The 14,458-nt window shown below is 70.1% G+C and carries 13 protein-coding genes; 3 read left to right on the top strand and 10 right to left on the bottom strand.

Going from position 1 to position 14,458, the window contains the following annotated elements:
- Positions 1 to 231 precede the first annotated feature (231 nt).
- On the bottom strand, positions 232 to 1,674 hold the full coding sequence (locus tag ACTWNK_RS10745) for an aminobutyraldehyde dehydrogenase (RefSeq protein ID WP_474303740.1): 1,443 nt from the start codon (positions 1,672 to 1,674) through the stop codon (positions 232 to 234).
- A gap of 189 nt (positions 1,675 to 1,863) precedes the next feature.
- The gene (locus ACTWNK_RS10740; RefSeq protein WP_474303739.1) at positions 1,864 to 3,120 is read right to left on the bottom strand and encodes a glycosyltransferase; all 1,257 of its coding nucleotides are present in this window, start codon (positions 3,118 to 3,120) and stop codon (positions 1,864 to 1,866) included.
- A 152-nt stretch (positions 3,121 to 3,272) separates the two neighbouring features.
- Here ACTWNK_RS10740 and ACTWNK_RS10735 point away from each other — a divergent pair, with 152 nt between their 5' ends.
- Positions 3,273 to 3,881 carry a TetR/AcrR family transcriptional regulator gene (locus tag ACTWNK_RS10735; protein ID WP_474303738.1) on the top strand — a complete coding sequence of 203 codons (609 nt, stop codon included), beginning with the start codon at positions 3,273 to 3,275 and terminating at the stop codon, positions 3,879 to 3,881.
- On the opposite strand, the gene ACTWNK_RS10730 is transcribed toward ACTWNK_RS10735, so the two are convergent.
- From ACTWNK_RS10730 to ACTWNK_RS10715, 4 genes are read right to left on the bottom strand one after another with little or no spacing between them, the layout of a single operon-like run.
- Positions 3,875 to 4,903 carry an ABC transporter ATP-binding protein gene (locus tag ACTWNK_RS10730; protein ID WP_474303737.1) on the bottom strand — a complete coding sequence of 343 codons (1,029 nt, stop codon included), beginning with the start codon at positions 4,901 to 4,903 and terminating at the stop codon, positions 3,875 to 3,877. The genes ACTWNK_RS10735 and ACTWNK_RS10730 overlap by 7 nt on opposite strands.
- Positions 4,896 to 5,669 (bottom strand): ABC transporter permease, encoded by a 774-nt coding sequence (locus ACTWNK_RS10725; RefSeq protein ID WP_474303736.1) that lies wholly within the window; start codon positions 5,667 to 5,669, stop codon positions 4,896 to 4,898. Before ACTWNK_RS10725 ends, ACTWNK_RS10730 begins: the two co-directional genes overlap by 8 nt.
- On the bottom strand, positions 5,662 to 6,516 hold the full coding sequence (locus ACTWNK_RS10720; RefSeq protein ID WP_474303735.1) for an ABC transporter permease: 855 nt from the start codon (positions 6,514 to 6,516) through the stop codon (positions 5,662 to 5,664). Before ACTWNK_RS10720 ends, ACTWNK_RS10725 begins: the two co-directional genes overlap by 8 nt.
- Positions 6,517 to 6,530: 14 nt before the next feature.
- A complete protein-coding gene (locus tag ACTWNK_RS10715; RefSeq protein WP_474303734.1) occupies positions 6,531 to 7,646 on the bottom strand; it encodes a polyamine ABC transporter substrate-binding protein in 1,116 nt (371 codons plus the stop codon).
- 331 nt (positions 7,647 to 7,977) lie between these two features.
- Here ACTWNK_RS10715 and ACTWNK_RS10710 point away from each other — a divergent pair, with 331 nt between their 5' ends.
- Both ACTWNK_RS10710 and ACTWNK_RS10705 read left to right on the top strand, forming a co-directional pair.
- Positions 7,978 to 8,934, top strand: a complete 957-nt coding sequence (locus tag ACTWNK_RS10710; protein ID WP_474303733.1) for a hypothetical protein — start codon at positions 7,978 to 7,980, stop codon at positions 8,932 to 8,934.
- Positions 8,931 to 9,908 carry an SIS domain-containing protein gene (locus ACTWNK_RS10705; protein ID WP_474303732.1) on the top strand — a complete coding sequence of 326 codons (978 nt, stop codon included), beginning with the start codon at positions 8,931 to 8,933 and terminating at the stop codon, positions 9,906 to 9,908. The genes ACTWNK_RS10710 and ACTWNK_RS10705 overlap by 4 nt, the downstream gene beginning before the upstream one ends.
- Here the strand turns inward: ACTWNK_RS10705 and ACTWNK_RS10700 are convergent.
- The 4 genes from ACTWNK_RS10700 to ACTWNK_RS10685 are packed head-to-tail and all read right to left on the bottom strand — an operon-like array spanning position 9,902 to position 14,331.
- The gene (locus ACTWNK_RS10700; protein ID WP_474303731.1) at positions 9,902 to 10,474 is read right to left on the bottom strand and encodes a GTP-binding protein; all 573 of its coding nucleotides are present in this window, start codon (positions 10,472 to 10,474) and stop codon (positions 9,902 to 9,904) included. The two genes, ACTWNK_RS10705 and ACTWNK_RS10700, sit on opposite strands and share 7 nt — an antisense overlap.
- Entirely contained in the window at positions 10,455 to 10,853 is a 399-nt protein-coding gene (locus ACTWNK_RS10695; RefSeq protein WP_474303730.1) for a DUF742 domain-containing protein, read from the bottom strand. The genes ACTWNK_RS10700 and ACTWNK_RS10695 overlap by 20 nt, the downstream gene beginning before the upstream one ends.
- Complete coding sequence (locus ACTWNK_RS10690) at positions 10,853 to 11,284, bottom strand: roadblock/LC7 domain-containing protein (protein WP_474310884.1); 432 nt, start codon at positions 11,282 to 11,284, stop codon at positions 10,853 to 10,855. Before ACTWNK_RS10690 ends, ACTWNK_RS10695 begins: the two co-directional genes overlap by 1 nt.
- 35 nt (positions 11,285 to 11,319) lie before the next feature.
- Positions 11,320 to 14,331 (bottom strand): sensor histidine kinase, encoded by a 3,012-nt coding sequence (locus tag ACTWNK_RS10685; RefSeq protein WP_474303729.1) that lies wholly within the window; start codon positions 14,329 to 14,331, stop codon positions 11,320 to 11,322.
- Positions 14,332 to 14,458 lie beyond the last annotated feature (127 nt).

Here is a 14,458-nt window from a genome sequence, read left to right as displayed (position 1 = left end):
GTCTCGGGCTTGGCTGTCTGCTCCCCCGGGGCGGCAGCGTGCCGGGGGTTTTCCGTCCTCACTGAGTTACTCAACCTCTCGCCTGCGCGTGCAGAAACTTGTCACGCATGCGGCGCATGGGATTCCGCGGGCGAGGGTAATTGGAACACACCCCGCCTAGAACGGCCAACGGAACAAACCCCATTAAAGACGACCAAAAAGGGATAGTAGGTCGCAATCGCCGCACGCTTTTTAGGCTGGCCGGAACGAGTCCTTCTCGTCATCGGACTGCGGAGCCGCGTGCTTGATCATCAGATGACGGGTCACAGAGTATTCCTGGACCGCCTCCTGGCTCATGTCCTTGCCGAAGCCGCTGCCCTTGACACCGCCGTGCGGCGCCTCCGAAGCGATGGGAAGATGGTCGTTCACCCAGGTCACACCCACGTCGAGCTGATGCGAAACCCGCACGGCCCGGGTCACGTCGCTCGACCAGATCGAGGAGGCGAGGCCGTACTTCGTGTCGTTGGCCAGCTGGACCGCCTCCACCTCGCCGTCGAACGGCAGGGCGACGAGGACAGGACCGAAAAGCTCTCCCTGCACTATCTCACTGTCTTGACGGGCTCCGGCGATCAGTGTCGGAGGATAGTAGAAACCGGGCCCCTCGACGGGAGTCCCCCCGGCCACCAGCCGGGCGCCCGCGCGCTCGCCGATGCCCTTGACGAGCCGCGCGCCGGAGCGCTCGACGAAGCCGTGCACGCGGTCGCGGTGCGCGGCCGAGATCAGCGGGCCGATGTCGGTGGCGGCGTCCAGCGGGTCGCCGACCACGATCCCGGCCAGGGTCTCGGCCAGCGCCTCGACGGCCTCGCCGTAGACCTCCCTGGCGATGTAGACGCGGGTGGCGGCGGTGCAGTCCTGGCCGGTGTTGTAGGTCGCGCCCATGGCGACGCCCCTGGCCATGGCGGCGAGGTCGGCGTCGGCGAAGACCAGGGCCGGCGCCTTGCCGCCGAGTTCGAGGTGCACGCGCTTGAGGGTGCGTGCCGCGCCCGCCATGACGGCCCTGCCGGTCTCGGTCGAGCCGGTGACGCTCACCATGTCGACGCCCGGGTCGGTGACCAGCGCCGAGCCCACCTCCGCGTCGCCGGTGACGACCTGGACGAGGTCCTTCGGCGCACCGGCCCGCTCCAGCAGTTCGGCCAGGCGCATGGTCGTACGCGGCGTCTGCGGGGCCGGCTTGATGACGACGGCGTTGCCCGCGGCCACGGCGGGGCCGATCTTCCACACGGCCATGACGAACGGGAAGTTCCACGGCGCGATCGAGCCGACCACGCCGACCGGACGGCGCATCAGCACCGAGGTGTACCCGGTGCTGAACACACCGGCCCCGCTGCCGTCGAGCGAGCGGGCGGCCCCCGCGAAGAAACGCAGGTTGTCGGCGGCGAACGGCAGCTCGCCGTCCCTGAACACCGCCAGCGGCTTGCCCGTCTCCTCCACTTCGAGCCTGGTCAGCTCGTCGGCGTCGGCCTCGACCAGATCGGCCAGGCGCAGCAGCACCTTGGCGCGCTCGCCCGGCGTGGCCTGCGACCACTCCTGGAAGGCGGCACGCGCCCGGCGCACCACACCCGCCACCTGCTCCACCGGCGTGTCCGGCACGGTGTCCGCGACCTGGCCGGTCGCCGGGTTGATCAGTTCACGCATCTGCAAAACCCCCCACAACAGGGCGGTACGGCGGGGGCCGTACCACCCGGATCTCTCGCCGGGGACCGGGCGGCGGTCTACGGCGAGTCGCGGTCCGCGTGCGGCCGGGCGGCGGCCTCTCGCGGGTCTGGCCCAGGCGGGCCGCCGGGCGGCGGCGGCTCACCTGGGATGTGATGACAACAGCGGGGCTCAGGCCCGCAGGCCGAGCTCCTCGATCAGGTCGGCGGCCCTGCGCAGGCCGTCACGCTCGCGGATCTCCGCACCCGCCGCCTCCAGCCTGGCGCGCAGCCCGGTGTCGCCGAGCAGACGCTCCACGGCCCCGGTGAGCTCCTCGTCGGTGAAGGCGTAGGTGGCAAGACGCACCCCGTAGCCGAGTTCGTCGACACGCTGGGCGTTGTCGTACTGGTCCCAGAACAGCGGCAGCAGGATCATCGGCTTGCCGAAGTGCAGCGCCTCGGTCGTGGTGTTGTTGCCACCGTGGGTGATGACGAGGTCGACCAGCGGAATGATCTTAGTCTGCGGCACGAACTCCGCGCCCCACATGTTGGCCGCCAGCTCGATCTCCTCGTGCAGCGGGCCCAGCGAGACGATGAAGCGGTGCCTGGTCGTGCCGAGCACGTCGATCACGCGCTGCATCAGCTCCACGTCGGAGGAGCCGAGCGAGCCGAGCGAGAAGTAGACCAGCGAGCCCTCGCCCTTGATCTCGGGCAGCGTGAACTCCACGTCGGTCTCGCGCACGGAGGAGTCCAGACGGTGCCAGGTGGGCCCGAGCGGCCGTTCGGCGGTGTAGTCGAGGATCTCCGGGTACACATAGAGGTTGAGCGCGCCCTCGTGGATGAAGTCCAGGTCGGGCAGCGGCTCGGCGCCCTGCTCGACGACCCAGGCGTTGAACGCCGTCCACAGCTCGCGGTGCGTGCGCTCGTACTCCGCGGTGAAGGCGGGCCAGTCGGCGCGATCGGCCGCCGGCAGGCCGGAGAAGACGGGGGCCACGCCCTCGCCGCGTACCTCCAGCGGGTTGCAGGACACGATGCGCACGAACGGCTTGCCCGAGGTCAGCAGCGCCGGGAAGGTGATGACGTTGTCCTCGACGATGACGTCGGGCCGCACGCGCTCGATGATCTCCTTGAGCTGCGGCTCGCAGTACTTCACGCCGTCGATGAGCGATTCCCAGATGGGCTTGGTGACGGTCTCGATCTGCTCGAACGTGCTCTTGCGGTACTCGGGCGCGGTCTCGCGGATGAAGTCCTTCCAGAACTGGCCCGGGTCCTGCTCCTCGTCGGCCGGGGCCGGAGGGGCCAGGTCGACCAGGTCCTCCTCGAAGCCGAGCGCCTCCAGCTTGCCCTTCCACGAGGCTTCGGCGGCGAACACCACACGGTGACCGCGCCTGCGCAGGATGTCGCCGACGCCGATGCTGTTGTTCGTCGGCCCGTAGGCGCTCTCCGGCATGAACAGGATGGTGAGTGACATCATCAACTCCGGGGGAATCCATCTGAATTTCGATTTAAATGCTGATCTAGCGTGAAGGTCAACTTCAAGGCACTATGGCCCTCGGGGGCTCAGGTCCGATTTCCACCTGACCGTAATAAGCGGGAGTATTCATGGCGGTGCGCAAGAGCCGGTCCGACCGGCGTCTGGACCTCATCGAGGCGGCCAGGCGGGCGATCATCGGCCACGGCATCGACGGCGTGCATCTCGCCCATGTCGCCGAGGAGGCCGGTCTCACCTCCGGCGCGGTGCTCTACCACTACCCCGACCTGAGCGAACTGCTCATCGAGGCGCACCAGGCCGGCATCGAACGCTTCTACGAGCAGCGGCTGCGCCAGATCCAGGGCATCTCCGACCCGGCGGCCAAGCTCGTCATGACGATCCGCTGCGGCCTGCCGACCGGCCCGGACGACCCGGACGTGCGACTGTTCAACGAGCTCGGCGGCGCCGCCGGGCGCAACAGGATGTACGGCATGCTGCTCACCACGCTCTACGACCGCCAGGTGTCGATGTACCAGTCGATCCTGGAGGTGGGCTCGGCGCTCGGCAGGTTCACCCTCACCGGCCAGGCGCTGACGATCTCGCGCAACCTGGTGGCTCTTGAGGACGCCTACGGCTATCGGATCACCGCCAGGCACCCGGTGATCACCCCGGCCGAGGCGGCCGAGCTGATCCTGTCCTACGCGCGCACGGCGACCGGCTGCGACCTGAAGGCTCATTGACCGCTCGGGATCAGCACGGCGTCTCGCGCCTCCCAGCCCAGGCGCACCTGGGCGCCCGCCTCCACCCTGCTGGCGCCCTGCTCGGCCACCAGCACCGGCTTGGCGTGCCCGGCGACCGTGACCGAGATGTGCGAGACGCCGCCGTAGAAGCTCACGTCCAGCACCGTCCCGAGCAGCCCGCGCTCCCCCAGCCGCACCCTCTCCGGCCGTACGGCCAGCAACGCCTCCTGCCCCTCGGCCAGCTCGCCCGTGCCCGGCAGCTCGCCGAGTTCGGGCACGGCGATGCCCTCGGCGGTCGCGACGCCCTCGAAGAGGTTGTTGGCCCCGACGAAGTCGGCGACGAACCTGGTGCGCGGCCGTTCGTACAGGGCGATCGGCTCGTCGATCTGACGCACGCGGCCGCGGTCGAAGACGGCGATCCTGTCGGCCAGCGACATCGCCTCCTCCTGGTCGTGGGTGACCACGACGAAGGTGATGCCGACCTCGTGCTGCAGCCGCTTGAGTTCGAGCTGCATCTCCGCGCGCACCTTCTTGTCCAGCGCCGAGAGCGGCTCGTCCAGCAGCAGCAGGCGGGGCCGCTTGACGATCGCCCTGGCCAGGGCGACGCGCTGGCGCTGGCCGCCTGACAGCTGGTGCGGCCTGCGCCCGGCCTGCTCGCTCAGCCCCACCGTCTCCAGCACGCCCGCCACCCGCTCGGCGACCTCGGCCTTGGGCAGCTTCTCCTGCTCAAGGCCGTAGGCGACGTTCTTGGCGATCGACATGTGCGGGAAGAGGGCATAGGACTGGAACATCAGATTGATCGGCCGCCGGTGCGCCGGGCGGTTCAGCAGGTCGGCGCCGTCCAGCGTGACCGTGCCCGCGTCCGGCGACTCGAAGCCGGCCAGGATGCGCAGCAGGGTGGTCTTGCCGCAGCCCGAAGGCCCGAGCAGGGCGAAGAACTCGCCCTGGCCGATCGAAAGCGACACCTCCTGCAGCGCGGTGACCTCGCCGAACCTGCGGGTGACTCCCTGGATTTCAAGCATCGGACTCCCCCAGCTTGGTGATCCGCTGGGCCACGATCACCACGGTGAAGCTCACCAGCAGCAGCACCGAGGCGAGCGCGTTGATCTCCGGGCTGACCCCGAAACGGATCATCGAGTAGATGACGATGGGCAGCGTCGGCTCGGTGGGAGCCGCGGTGAAGAAGGCGATGACGAACTCGTCGATCGACAGGGTGAAGGCCAGCAGCGCACCGGCGATCACACCGGGCGCGAGCTGCGGAAGCGTGATCCTGAAGAACGTGGTGACCGCACCCGCGCCGAGATCGCGCGAGGCCTCCTCGAGCGAGGTGTCGGTATGCGTCAGCCGCGTGCGCACCACGGCCGCCACGAACGCCATGCCGAACACGACATGCGACAGGATCACCGACTGCAGCCCGAGTGTGATCTTGACCATGCCGTAGAAGACGACCAGGCCGATCGCCAGCACCAGATCGGGCAGCACGGCGGGCAGCAGCCCGATGGCGTCGAGCACCCGCGAGCGCGTGTACCTGGCCAGCCCCACGGCCAGCATGGTCCCGAGCACCGTCGACAGCACGGTCGAGCCCGCCGCCACGATGAGCGTGTTGACCAGCCCCTGCCGCACATCGGCATTGCCCGCGAGCTCGCCGTACCACTTCAGGCTCAGGCCCTCCAGCACGTACGGCGAGTCGCCGCCGTTGAAGGACATGACGACGAGCACGACGATCGGCGCGTACAGGAAGAGGTAGGTCAGCCAGAACGGCACGTGCAGCAGTCGGGGCCTAGCCACGGCGGGCCGCCTTCGCCTGCAGGAGCAGCAGCACGACCAGCACCGCGATGAGCGCGAGCGCCAGCGTGGAGCCGAAGGGCCAGTCGCGCGACTTGAGGAACTCGGTCCGGATCAGGTTGCCGACCATCACCGAGCGCCCGCCGCCGAGCAGTTCGGGGATGACGAAGTTGCCGAAGCTCGGCACGAACACGAACAGCGCGCCGGTCAGCATCGCCGGTGTGGTCAGCGGCAGCGTCACCCTGCGGAAGGTGGTGAACGGGGTGGCGCCGAGATTGGCCGAGGCCTCGCGCAGCTGCGGGTCGAGCTTCTCGATGGCGGCGTACAGCGGCAGCACCATGAGCGGCAGGAAGGAGTACAGCAGGCCGGTGACGATCGCGCCCTCGTTGTAGAGCAGCTCGTAGGGCCCGAGCCCGACCTTGCCCAGCGCGCTGTTGACCAGGCCGGGTCCGCTGAGCAGGACGATCCAGGCGTAGACCCTGATGATGAAGTTCGTCCAGAACGGCAGCACGACCGCGATCAGCGCCAGCGTCTTCCACCTGCGCGGCAGGTGCGCGATGACATAGGCGGTCGGATAGCCGAGCAGCAGGGCGAGCACCGTGGTGATCGTGGCCAGCTTGAGCGAGCCGAGCACGACGTTCATGTAGAGCGGATCGAAAAGGCGGGTGAAGTTCTCGGTGGTGAACTCGTGGACGACGCCGCCGAACCGGCCGCGCTCGAAGACGGTGTAGCTGAGCACCAGGGCGAGCGGCACCAGCAGCAGGACCACCAGATAGGTCAGGCCCGGCGCCAGGAAGACCAGCGCGGCCAGCCGGCGCCCCCTCGTTCGGGGCGCCGGCTGGGATGTCACGTCGGTTGCCACCGCTACTGCGCCGCGACCTCGGTCGCCAGGCGCGTGTACTTGGCGGAGTCGGCGCCGAGGTCGATGATGGACTCGCCGTTCAGCAGCTCGGCGGGCGTGATGCCGAGCAGCGAGCCGGGGCCGGGCTTGACCTTGTCCATCGCGGCCTTGTTCGGGACCTTGTAGTTGATGTTCTCGGCGGCCCAGCTGTGGATCTCGGGGTCGAGGATGTAGTTGATGAGGGCGTGCGCCGCCTCCTTGTTCTTGGAGGACTTCAGCACGACCATCGTGTCCACCCAGAGGTCGCTGCCCTCCTGCGGCACCACCCAGCCGATGTTCTGCTTCTCGTCGGTGGTGGGGCACCAGCCGTCCCACGCCTCGACCATGAGGGCCTCGCCGCTCTTCAGCTTGTCGCCGAAGGTGGTGTCGTCGAAGCCGAGCAGGTTGGGCTTGGCGTCGACGAGCAGCTGCTTGACCTTGGCGATCTCGTCGTCCTTGGCGGTGTTGACCGAGTAGCCGAGCGACTTGATGGCGGGCAGGGCCAGCCAGCGCTCGGTGGTCATCAGCGTGACCTTCTTCTTGGCCCACTCCGGCGGGTTCAGCAGGTCGTTCCAGCTCTTGGGCTCGGCCTTGACCAGGTCCTTGCGGTAGCAGATGCCCGTGGTGCCCCAGGTGTAGGGCACGGAGAACTTGTTGCCCTTGTCGTAGGACAGCTGGGTGGCCTCGGGGTAGAGGTTGGCCAGGTTCGGGATCAGCTCGGGGTGGATCGGCTCCAGCAGGCCCTGCTCCTGCAGCGCCTGGGCGTACTGCCCGGACACGAAGGCCACGTCGATGCCGCTGTCGGCGCCGGTGGTCAGCTTGGCCATCGCCTCTTCGTTGGTGGCGTGCTTGCCGACCTTGAGCTCCTGGATGCCGAGCTTCTCCTTGGCCTTGGCGGGCAGCTCGGCGGGGGTGTAGCCGTCCCAGACCGTGATCGTCACGCTCTGCTTGGTGAGGTCGGCGTTGGCCGCGAGGGTGGCCGCCGCGCTCGGGGCCGCGGCCTCGCCGCCCGACTCACCGCCGCACGACGCCACGGCGAGTGCGAGACCTGAGATCAGAGCGGCGCCCTGAAGACGACGGGCGTACCGGGTTCGGGACACGACCGCTACTCCTTCTACATTCAGATGTACATGGGGCCACGCACTCCGTAAACGGGCGCATCCGACCAAAGCAGGAGTGTTGCAGTCAACATCAACATGGGCAAGACTTTTCATGACATTGCCACGTGGAAGTTTGGGCTGTGAATTGAACTCGGCTTCAATATGGGCACGACTGCGCTCCCTCGGTGAGCGCGCGAGCACGCCCCAGGCGGGCGACGGACTCTCCTCAGCCCTGCTCGCCGCGCTTTCCGGTCCAGTCCCGATGCCATTCCGGGTCAGCCGGTACCAGTCCTGCCCGCCTCTGCTCAGTCCTTCAGAGCGGGGCTTCGATGTGGACCAGACCCATCGGTCCGTCGTCGTCGGCGAGCGGGTCGTGGTGAAGTGGCTCACACCCGCGCAGCCGATGCCGCATCCCACACCGGAGATCTTCGCATCGCTCGTCGCGGCCGGGTTCGGCGACACCGCTCCTCCGTACGCCGCCGTGACGCTCACCTCCGGCGGTGTCGAGCGGCTGGTCGCTCTCGTCACCGGGTTCCTGCCCGGCGCGCGCGACGGGTGGCAGTGGTGCGTGGACGACGCCGAGGCCGACGACGTCGCCTTCGCCGAGCCGCTCGGCAGGCTGGCCGCCGATCTGCATCTCGCGCTGGCCGCGGCCACTCCCCCCGGCGCCGTCGCCGCGCGGGGCGACGCCGAGCTCGTCAGGGCCGAGCTGGCCCTGCGGGAGGCGCTGGAGCTCACCGGCGACCCGTGGCTGGACTCGGTCGCACCCGCGATGCGCGCCGGGCTCACCCCGCTGGCCGGGCCGTACGGCGTCGCGCCCATCCGGGTGCACGGCGATCTGCACGTCGGGCAGGTCCTGCGCTGGGAGGGCGGGTACGCGGTGATCGACTTCGACGGCAATCCCACGCTGGCCGACGCGCCGCCGTACCAGCAGGCCGCGCGGGACATCGCACAGCTGTGGACCAGCCTGGAGCACGTCGCGCAGGTGGCGATCCTGCGCAGGGGCGTCGAGGCCGGGTCCGCCGCGCGATGGGCGGCCCGGGCGGCCGGGGCGATGCTGGCGGCCTACCGGGCCAGGGCCGGGCACCTGCTGGACGAGCGGCTGATCCGCGCCTGCGCGATCGAACAGGAGTGCCGCGAGCTCATCTACGCCGCCAGGCACCTGCCGCGCTGGCGATACGCCCCGATGGGCGTGCTGCGCACGTGGTACGACCCCTCGGGGCACGATCGCTCGGGGCACGATCCCTCGGGGCACGATCCCTCGGGGCACGTTAAGGAGAACCAGTGAATCCCGACCTCTTCCAGGCCGACCTCGAAGCCAAGCCCGCCGCGCTGGCCGCACTGGCCGGAGCGCTCGAAGCGGGCGACCCGTGGGCGGGCCTGCCGCAGGGCCTGCGACGGGTCGTGCTGCTGGGCATGGGCAGCTCCCGCTACGCCGCCGGGGTCGCCGCCCTGCGCCTGCGCGCCGCCGGGTTCGACGCCTACGCCGAGTACGGCTCGGCCGCCGCGACCTTCCCCGCCGGGCCGGAGACGCTCGTCGTGCCGATCTCGGCGACGGGCGGCAGCAGGGAGACGCTGGAGGCGGTCGAGTCCTACGCCGGGCGTTCCTCCTTCGTCGCCGCGCTCACCAACACACCGGAGTCGAAGATCACCCGGCATGCCGGACTCGTCGTGCCGATGCTGGCCGGTGAGGAGCGTGGCGGCGTGTCGTGCCGTAGCTTCCAGCACACGCTGGTGCTCCTGCTGGCCCTGCAGGCCCGGCTGACCGGTGTGGCCGCCGACCTGCCCGGCCTGGTGAGGCGCACCGCACAGGCCACGGCCGACCTGCTGGAGCGCAGGGACGCATGGCTGCCCGCCGCCGACGAGCTGCTCGACGGGCCCGACGGTGTCTACATGATCGCTCCGGTCGAGCGGCTGTCGTCCGCCGAGCAGTCGGCGCTCATGGTCCGCGAAGGGCCGCGCCGGGTCGCCGACGCGTGCGAGAGCGGCGACTGGTCGCATGTCGACGTGTACCTGACCAAGACGCGCGACTACCGCGCGCTGCTGTTCCCCGGCTCCGCCTACGACGAACAGGCGATGCAGTGGGTACGCGAGCGGGGCTCGGCGGTGCTGACGGTCGGCGGGCACGTCGACGGCGAGCGCGGCTCGATCCGCTACCGGCACGACGACGAGCCGGACGTGGCTCTTCTCACCGAGACGCTGGTCGCCGAGCTCCTCGCCGCCCGCTGGTGGCGCGCGGCGGCCCGGTCCCGGGCTCAGTAGGCCGTGCGCGCGGTCAGGGCGTGCTCGACGAGCGTGATGAGCGTGCTCTTGACCGCCTCGCGCGAGCGGGCGTCCGTGCGGACCAGCGGCACGTGCGGCGAGAGCGTGAGCGCCTCACGCACCTCGTGCTCCTGGTGCGGGAAGGCGCCGTCCCAGCCGTTCAGCCCGACGACGAACGGCAGGCGCGCCTCCTCGAAGTAGTCGATCGCGGGGAAGCTGTCGGCCAGCCGCCTGGCGTCGGCGAGCACCACGGCGCCGATCGCCCCCCTGACCAGGTCGTCCCACATGAACCAGAACCGATGCTGGCCCGGCGTCCCGAACAGATAGAGGATCAGCTGGGAGTCCAGCGACAGCCTGCCGAAGTCCATGGCGACCGTCGTGGTGGTCTTGCCGGGTGTCATCCCGATGTCGTCGATCCCGGCGGAGGCGTCGGTCATGACCGCCTCCGTCGTGAGCGGGAGGATCTCCGAGACCGCTCCCACGAACGTCGTCTTGCCGACACCGAACCCTCCGGCCACGACGATCTTCGTCGAGGTCAGCCCGTTGTCATAGCCTGCGTAGTCCACTCAGCACCCTTTCCAGCAGGTTCCGGTCGGGCAGACCCTCCTCCAGCTGCGGCTGGTAGATCCGCACGAGCCCCTCGGCCTCCATGTCGGCCACGAGAACCCTGGCCACGCCGAGCGGCATGCCGAGCATCGCCGAGATCTCTGCCACCGATCTCACCTGCCCGCACAGCTCGCTGATCGCCCGATACTCACGTGTGTAGGTGAGGCCGAGCTGCGCCGACGTCGCCGACGACACCAGGGCCTCCATGGCCAGCACCGTGCGCGGGGTCGTCCGGCCCCCTGTCACCGCGTACATGCGAACCAGGGAGCTGCGTTCCTGCGGCTCCTGCTGCTCGCCTTCGTCCCACTGCGGCACGACGCCTCCCCTCGACCAGGTCATCACCAGGGCCGTACGGCCGAAAGCTCCGCGCGTACGGCAGGCGTGAGCACCAGGCCCGCGCGCTCCACCAGGACCGTCATCTGGTAGGCCACCAGGCCCATGTCACAGTCGGGCGAGGCCAGGACCGACAGACAGGACCCGTCGCTGATCGCCATGACGAGCAGCAGGCCGTGCTGCATCTCGATCATGGTCTGGGTCACGCCGCCGCCCTCGAACACCTTGGCCGCGCCCTGGGTCAGGCTGACCAGCCCGGCCGCGACGGCGGCGAGCTGGTCGGCGCTGTCGCGGGGGAAGCCCCTGGAGAAGGCCAGCGGCAGGCCGTCCGAGGAGACCACGACGGCATGGGCGACGCCGGGCACCTCCTCGGCGAACCCGCTGATCAGCCAGTTGACGTCCCTGGCAGCCTGGCTCGGCTCCTGAGCCCGGCGCACGGCCTGCGCGCCCCAGTCTGTCGTTCGTCCGCCGCTCACGGCTTCTCCTCCTCGACGTCGGCCTCGATCTCGGCCCTGCCCTTCCTGACACCTTGCTGGTAGCCGGCCAACCGGCTGCGCACCCGGTCGGGCGAGACGCGCGGCGGCGGCGACGGCGGTCCCTTGGCCGCGGAGGGGCCCGCGGTGCCGGGGACGAGGTTGGCCTTCGGCTTGCGTTTCGGCAGGCCCGCCGAGGTCAGGCCGCCGAGCTGCGGGTCCTTCACCGCCTCCGCCGCCTGCCAGCCGGGGTCGGACGGCGACGACCAGTCGCGTTCCGGCTGCGGTTCGGGCCGCTTGGCCTGCTCGGGCGGCTCGGCGGCTTCGTCCTGGGTGGACTCGGCCTTGGTGAACCAGCCGGACTCGACGGCCGCGAAGATCGGCAGGAAGTCCTCGTCCGCGCTCTCCACGCGGGGCAGCGGTCCGGTCTCGTCGTAGTTCGGCTGGTCCCTGCGCAGCCCCTCGCGCAGGTGCCGGTCGAGCGGGCCCTGGGGGACGTTCTCGGCGTCGCCGGGGTCGCTGAGCGAAGGCCACAGGTCCGGCTGGCCGAACTCGCTGAGGAAGCCGGGATGTGCCGACTGGCCCGGCCGCCCGAGCTGGTCGGGTGTGCCCAGGTCCGGCTTGGCGTCGAGCGGTCCCGGCCTGATCTGCGGTCCCGGCCTGCCGGGATGGGGCTGGCCGGGATGGGGCTGGCCGGGATGGGGCTGGGTGCCGGGGCGGCGCGGCGGGCCGAGGCTCGGCGATGGGGAGGCGCTGCCGGGTGTACGCCGGGGCAGGCCGGTCGGCGCCGGGCCCGTCGGGGTGCGCTCGGCGGCGAACCACGTGGGCTCGGCCGTACCCGGCCCGGAGGCCGCTCCGGAGCGGTCGGCGCCCGGCTCAGGCCCGTCGAACGAGGGATGGCCGTAGTACGAGGACGGGCCTTGCGTGTCGTAGGCGCCGGTCGGCTGCGGCGCGTACGGCCTGGCCGGGGCCGGTTCGTAGGGGCGGGGCGCGCCCTGCGGTCCGGCGTGCGCCTGGGCGAACACACCGGTCGGCTGGGCCGAGGTCGGGGTGCCGGGGATCGGCGCGATGAGCTTCTCGGGCAGCAGGACCATCGCGGTCAGCCCGCCGCTGTCCTGCCGGCGCAGCTGCACCCGGATGGCGTGCCGCAGCGCGAGCCTGCCGACCACGAACAGGCCCATCCGCCGCGAGACCGACACGTCGACCACCGGCGGATTGGCCAGCCGCCAGTTCGCCGCGACGATCTCCTCCTGGTTCATCCCGATGCCGTGGTCGGAGACGGCGATCATCAGGCCGCCGCCGTCGATGCGGCTGCTGGAGATCGTCACCTGGGTGTCGCGCGAGGAGAAGGAGACCGCGTTCTCCACCAGCTCGGCCAGCAGGTGCACCGAGTCGCTGACCGCCTGGCCCGCGATGGCCACCTCGGAGGAGACCTGCAGGCGTACCCGGTCGTAGCTCTCGACCTCGCCGAGCGAGGCCCGTACGACGTCCATCAGCTCGACCGGCTCGCTCCACTTGCGCGCGGCCTCCTGCCCGGCCAGGACCAGCAGGTTCTCGCTGTTGCGGCGCATGCGGGTGGCCAGGTGGTCGAGCTTGAACAGGTCGCCGAGCCTGCCGTCGTCGCGTTCGCCGCGCTCCAGGCGTTCGATCAGCGTGAGCTGCCGCTCGACCAGGGTCTGGCTGCGGCGCGAGAGGTTGACGAACATCGCGTTGACATTGCTGCGCAGCTTGGCCTCGTCGCCGGCCAGCCGCACGGCCTCGCGGTGCACCTCGTCGAAGGCCCTGGCGACCTCGCCGACCTCGTCCTTGGAGAACACGCCGATCGGGTGCACCTCGGCGGGCTCGGCCCCGTCACGCGACTCGCGCAGCCGCTGGACGAACTCCGGCAGCCGCTCGCCCGCGACCTCAAGGGCCTCGGTGCGCAGCCTGCGCAGCGGCTTGACCAGGGAGCGGGCCACGCCCGTGGTGATGAGCAGGACGGCCAGCAGCAGGGCGAGCACGGCTCCGGCCACGTAGTAGGCGCGCTCGCGCTCGGCCTCGGCCAGCTCGAAGGTCCTGGCGACGATGGCGTCGGAGTGGCGCTGCTCGACCGTGCGCAGGGCGTCGACGGTGACCTGCTGGGCGTTGTACCACTCACCGGCGTCGTCGCGTTTGGCCAGGTCGAGGCCCTCAAGGGAGGCTCCGGCCGCCTGCCTGGTGAGGACCAGTTCACGCAGGAACAGCGCACGGTCGGCGCCTCGGCCGTTGACGGTCTCGTCGAAGAACCTGCGCTCGACGGCCGTGGCCTCGCCGGAGAACGCCCTTCGCCCGTTGCTCTCGCGGGCGAGCTCGCCCAGGAAGGTCTTCAGCTGGTTCTGCTCGAAACGGCCTCTGACCAGGACGACCGTCAGCAGGGCCTGCTGCAGCGAGACGCTCTCCTTGGTCCTGGAGACCGCGTCGAGCGTGGCCGACTGGCGGAAGAGCACGTCGTCGTCGCTGCCCTTGGCCAGCTCGTCGTGCAGCGAGAGCAGGTCGGCGATGAGCAGCGTGTACAGGTCGACCGAGGCTCCGGCCAGCAGTTCGGAGTCGAGCGCCTGGTCGCGCAGCGCGTTGAGGTCCTCGATGCGCCACAGCACGGTGTCGACCTCGTCGGCCGTGCGTCCGCTGACGTCGGCGCCGAGTCCTTCGGCGTAGGTGCGGACCTCGTCGACGGCGCCGTCCACCCGGCCCATCTGCGCGTTGACGTCGACCTTGAGCTTCTGCGGGCGGCCGAGCGCGATGTACCAGGAGGTCAGCACGCGTTCGGCGGAGAGCTCGTGGGTCAGCTCGCCAACCTTGCCCGCGAGCTTGGCCAGCGAGTTGGCCCGGCCGTAGTCCTGTGCCCCGTTGACCGAGGACAGCACCTGGACACCGCCGAGCAGTACGGCTGCGGCGGTCGGCACCAGGATGAGCGCGACGAGGCGGGCACGGACCCGCCAGTTGCGCAGGCGCCAGCCACTGTCCTCGACAGATCGTGCGTTGTCTCTACTCACCGAACGCGACACCTCGGCGTATGGGATAACTCCAGCACGAGCGGCATAGAGCTGTATTGGGCGGCATTGAGCTGCATTTGGCGCAAATCGCAATTTAGCAACAGGCTAGTAGAACGTAACGCGACAA

The organism is Nonomuraea sp. IBHARD001 (genome assembly GCF_056106265.1).
This window is presented reverse-complemented; position numbering and strand designations above follow the sequence as displayed.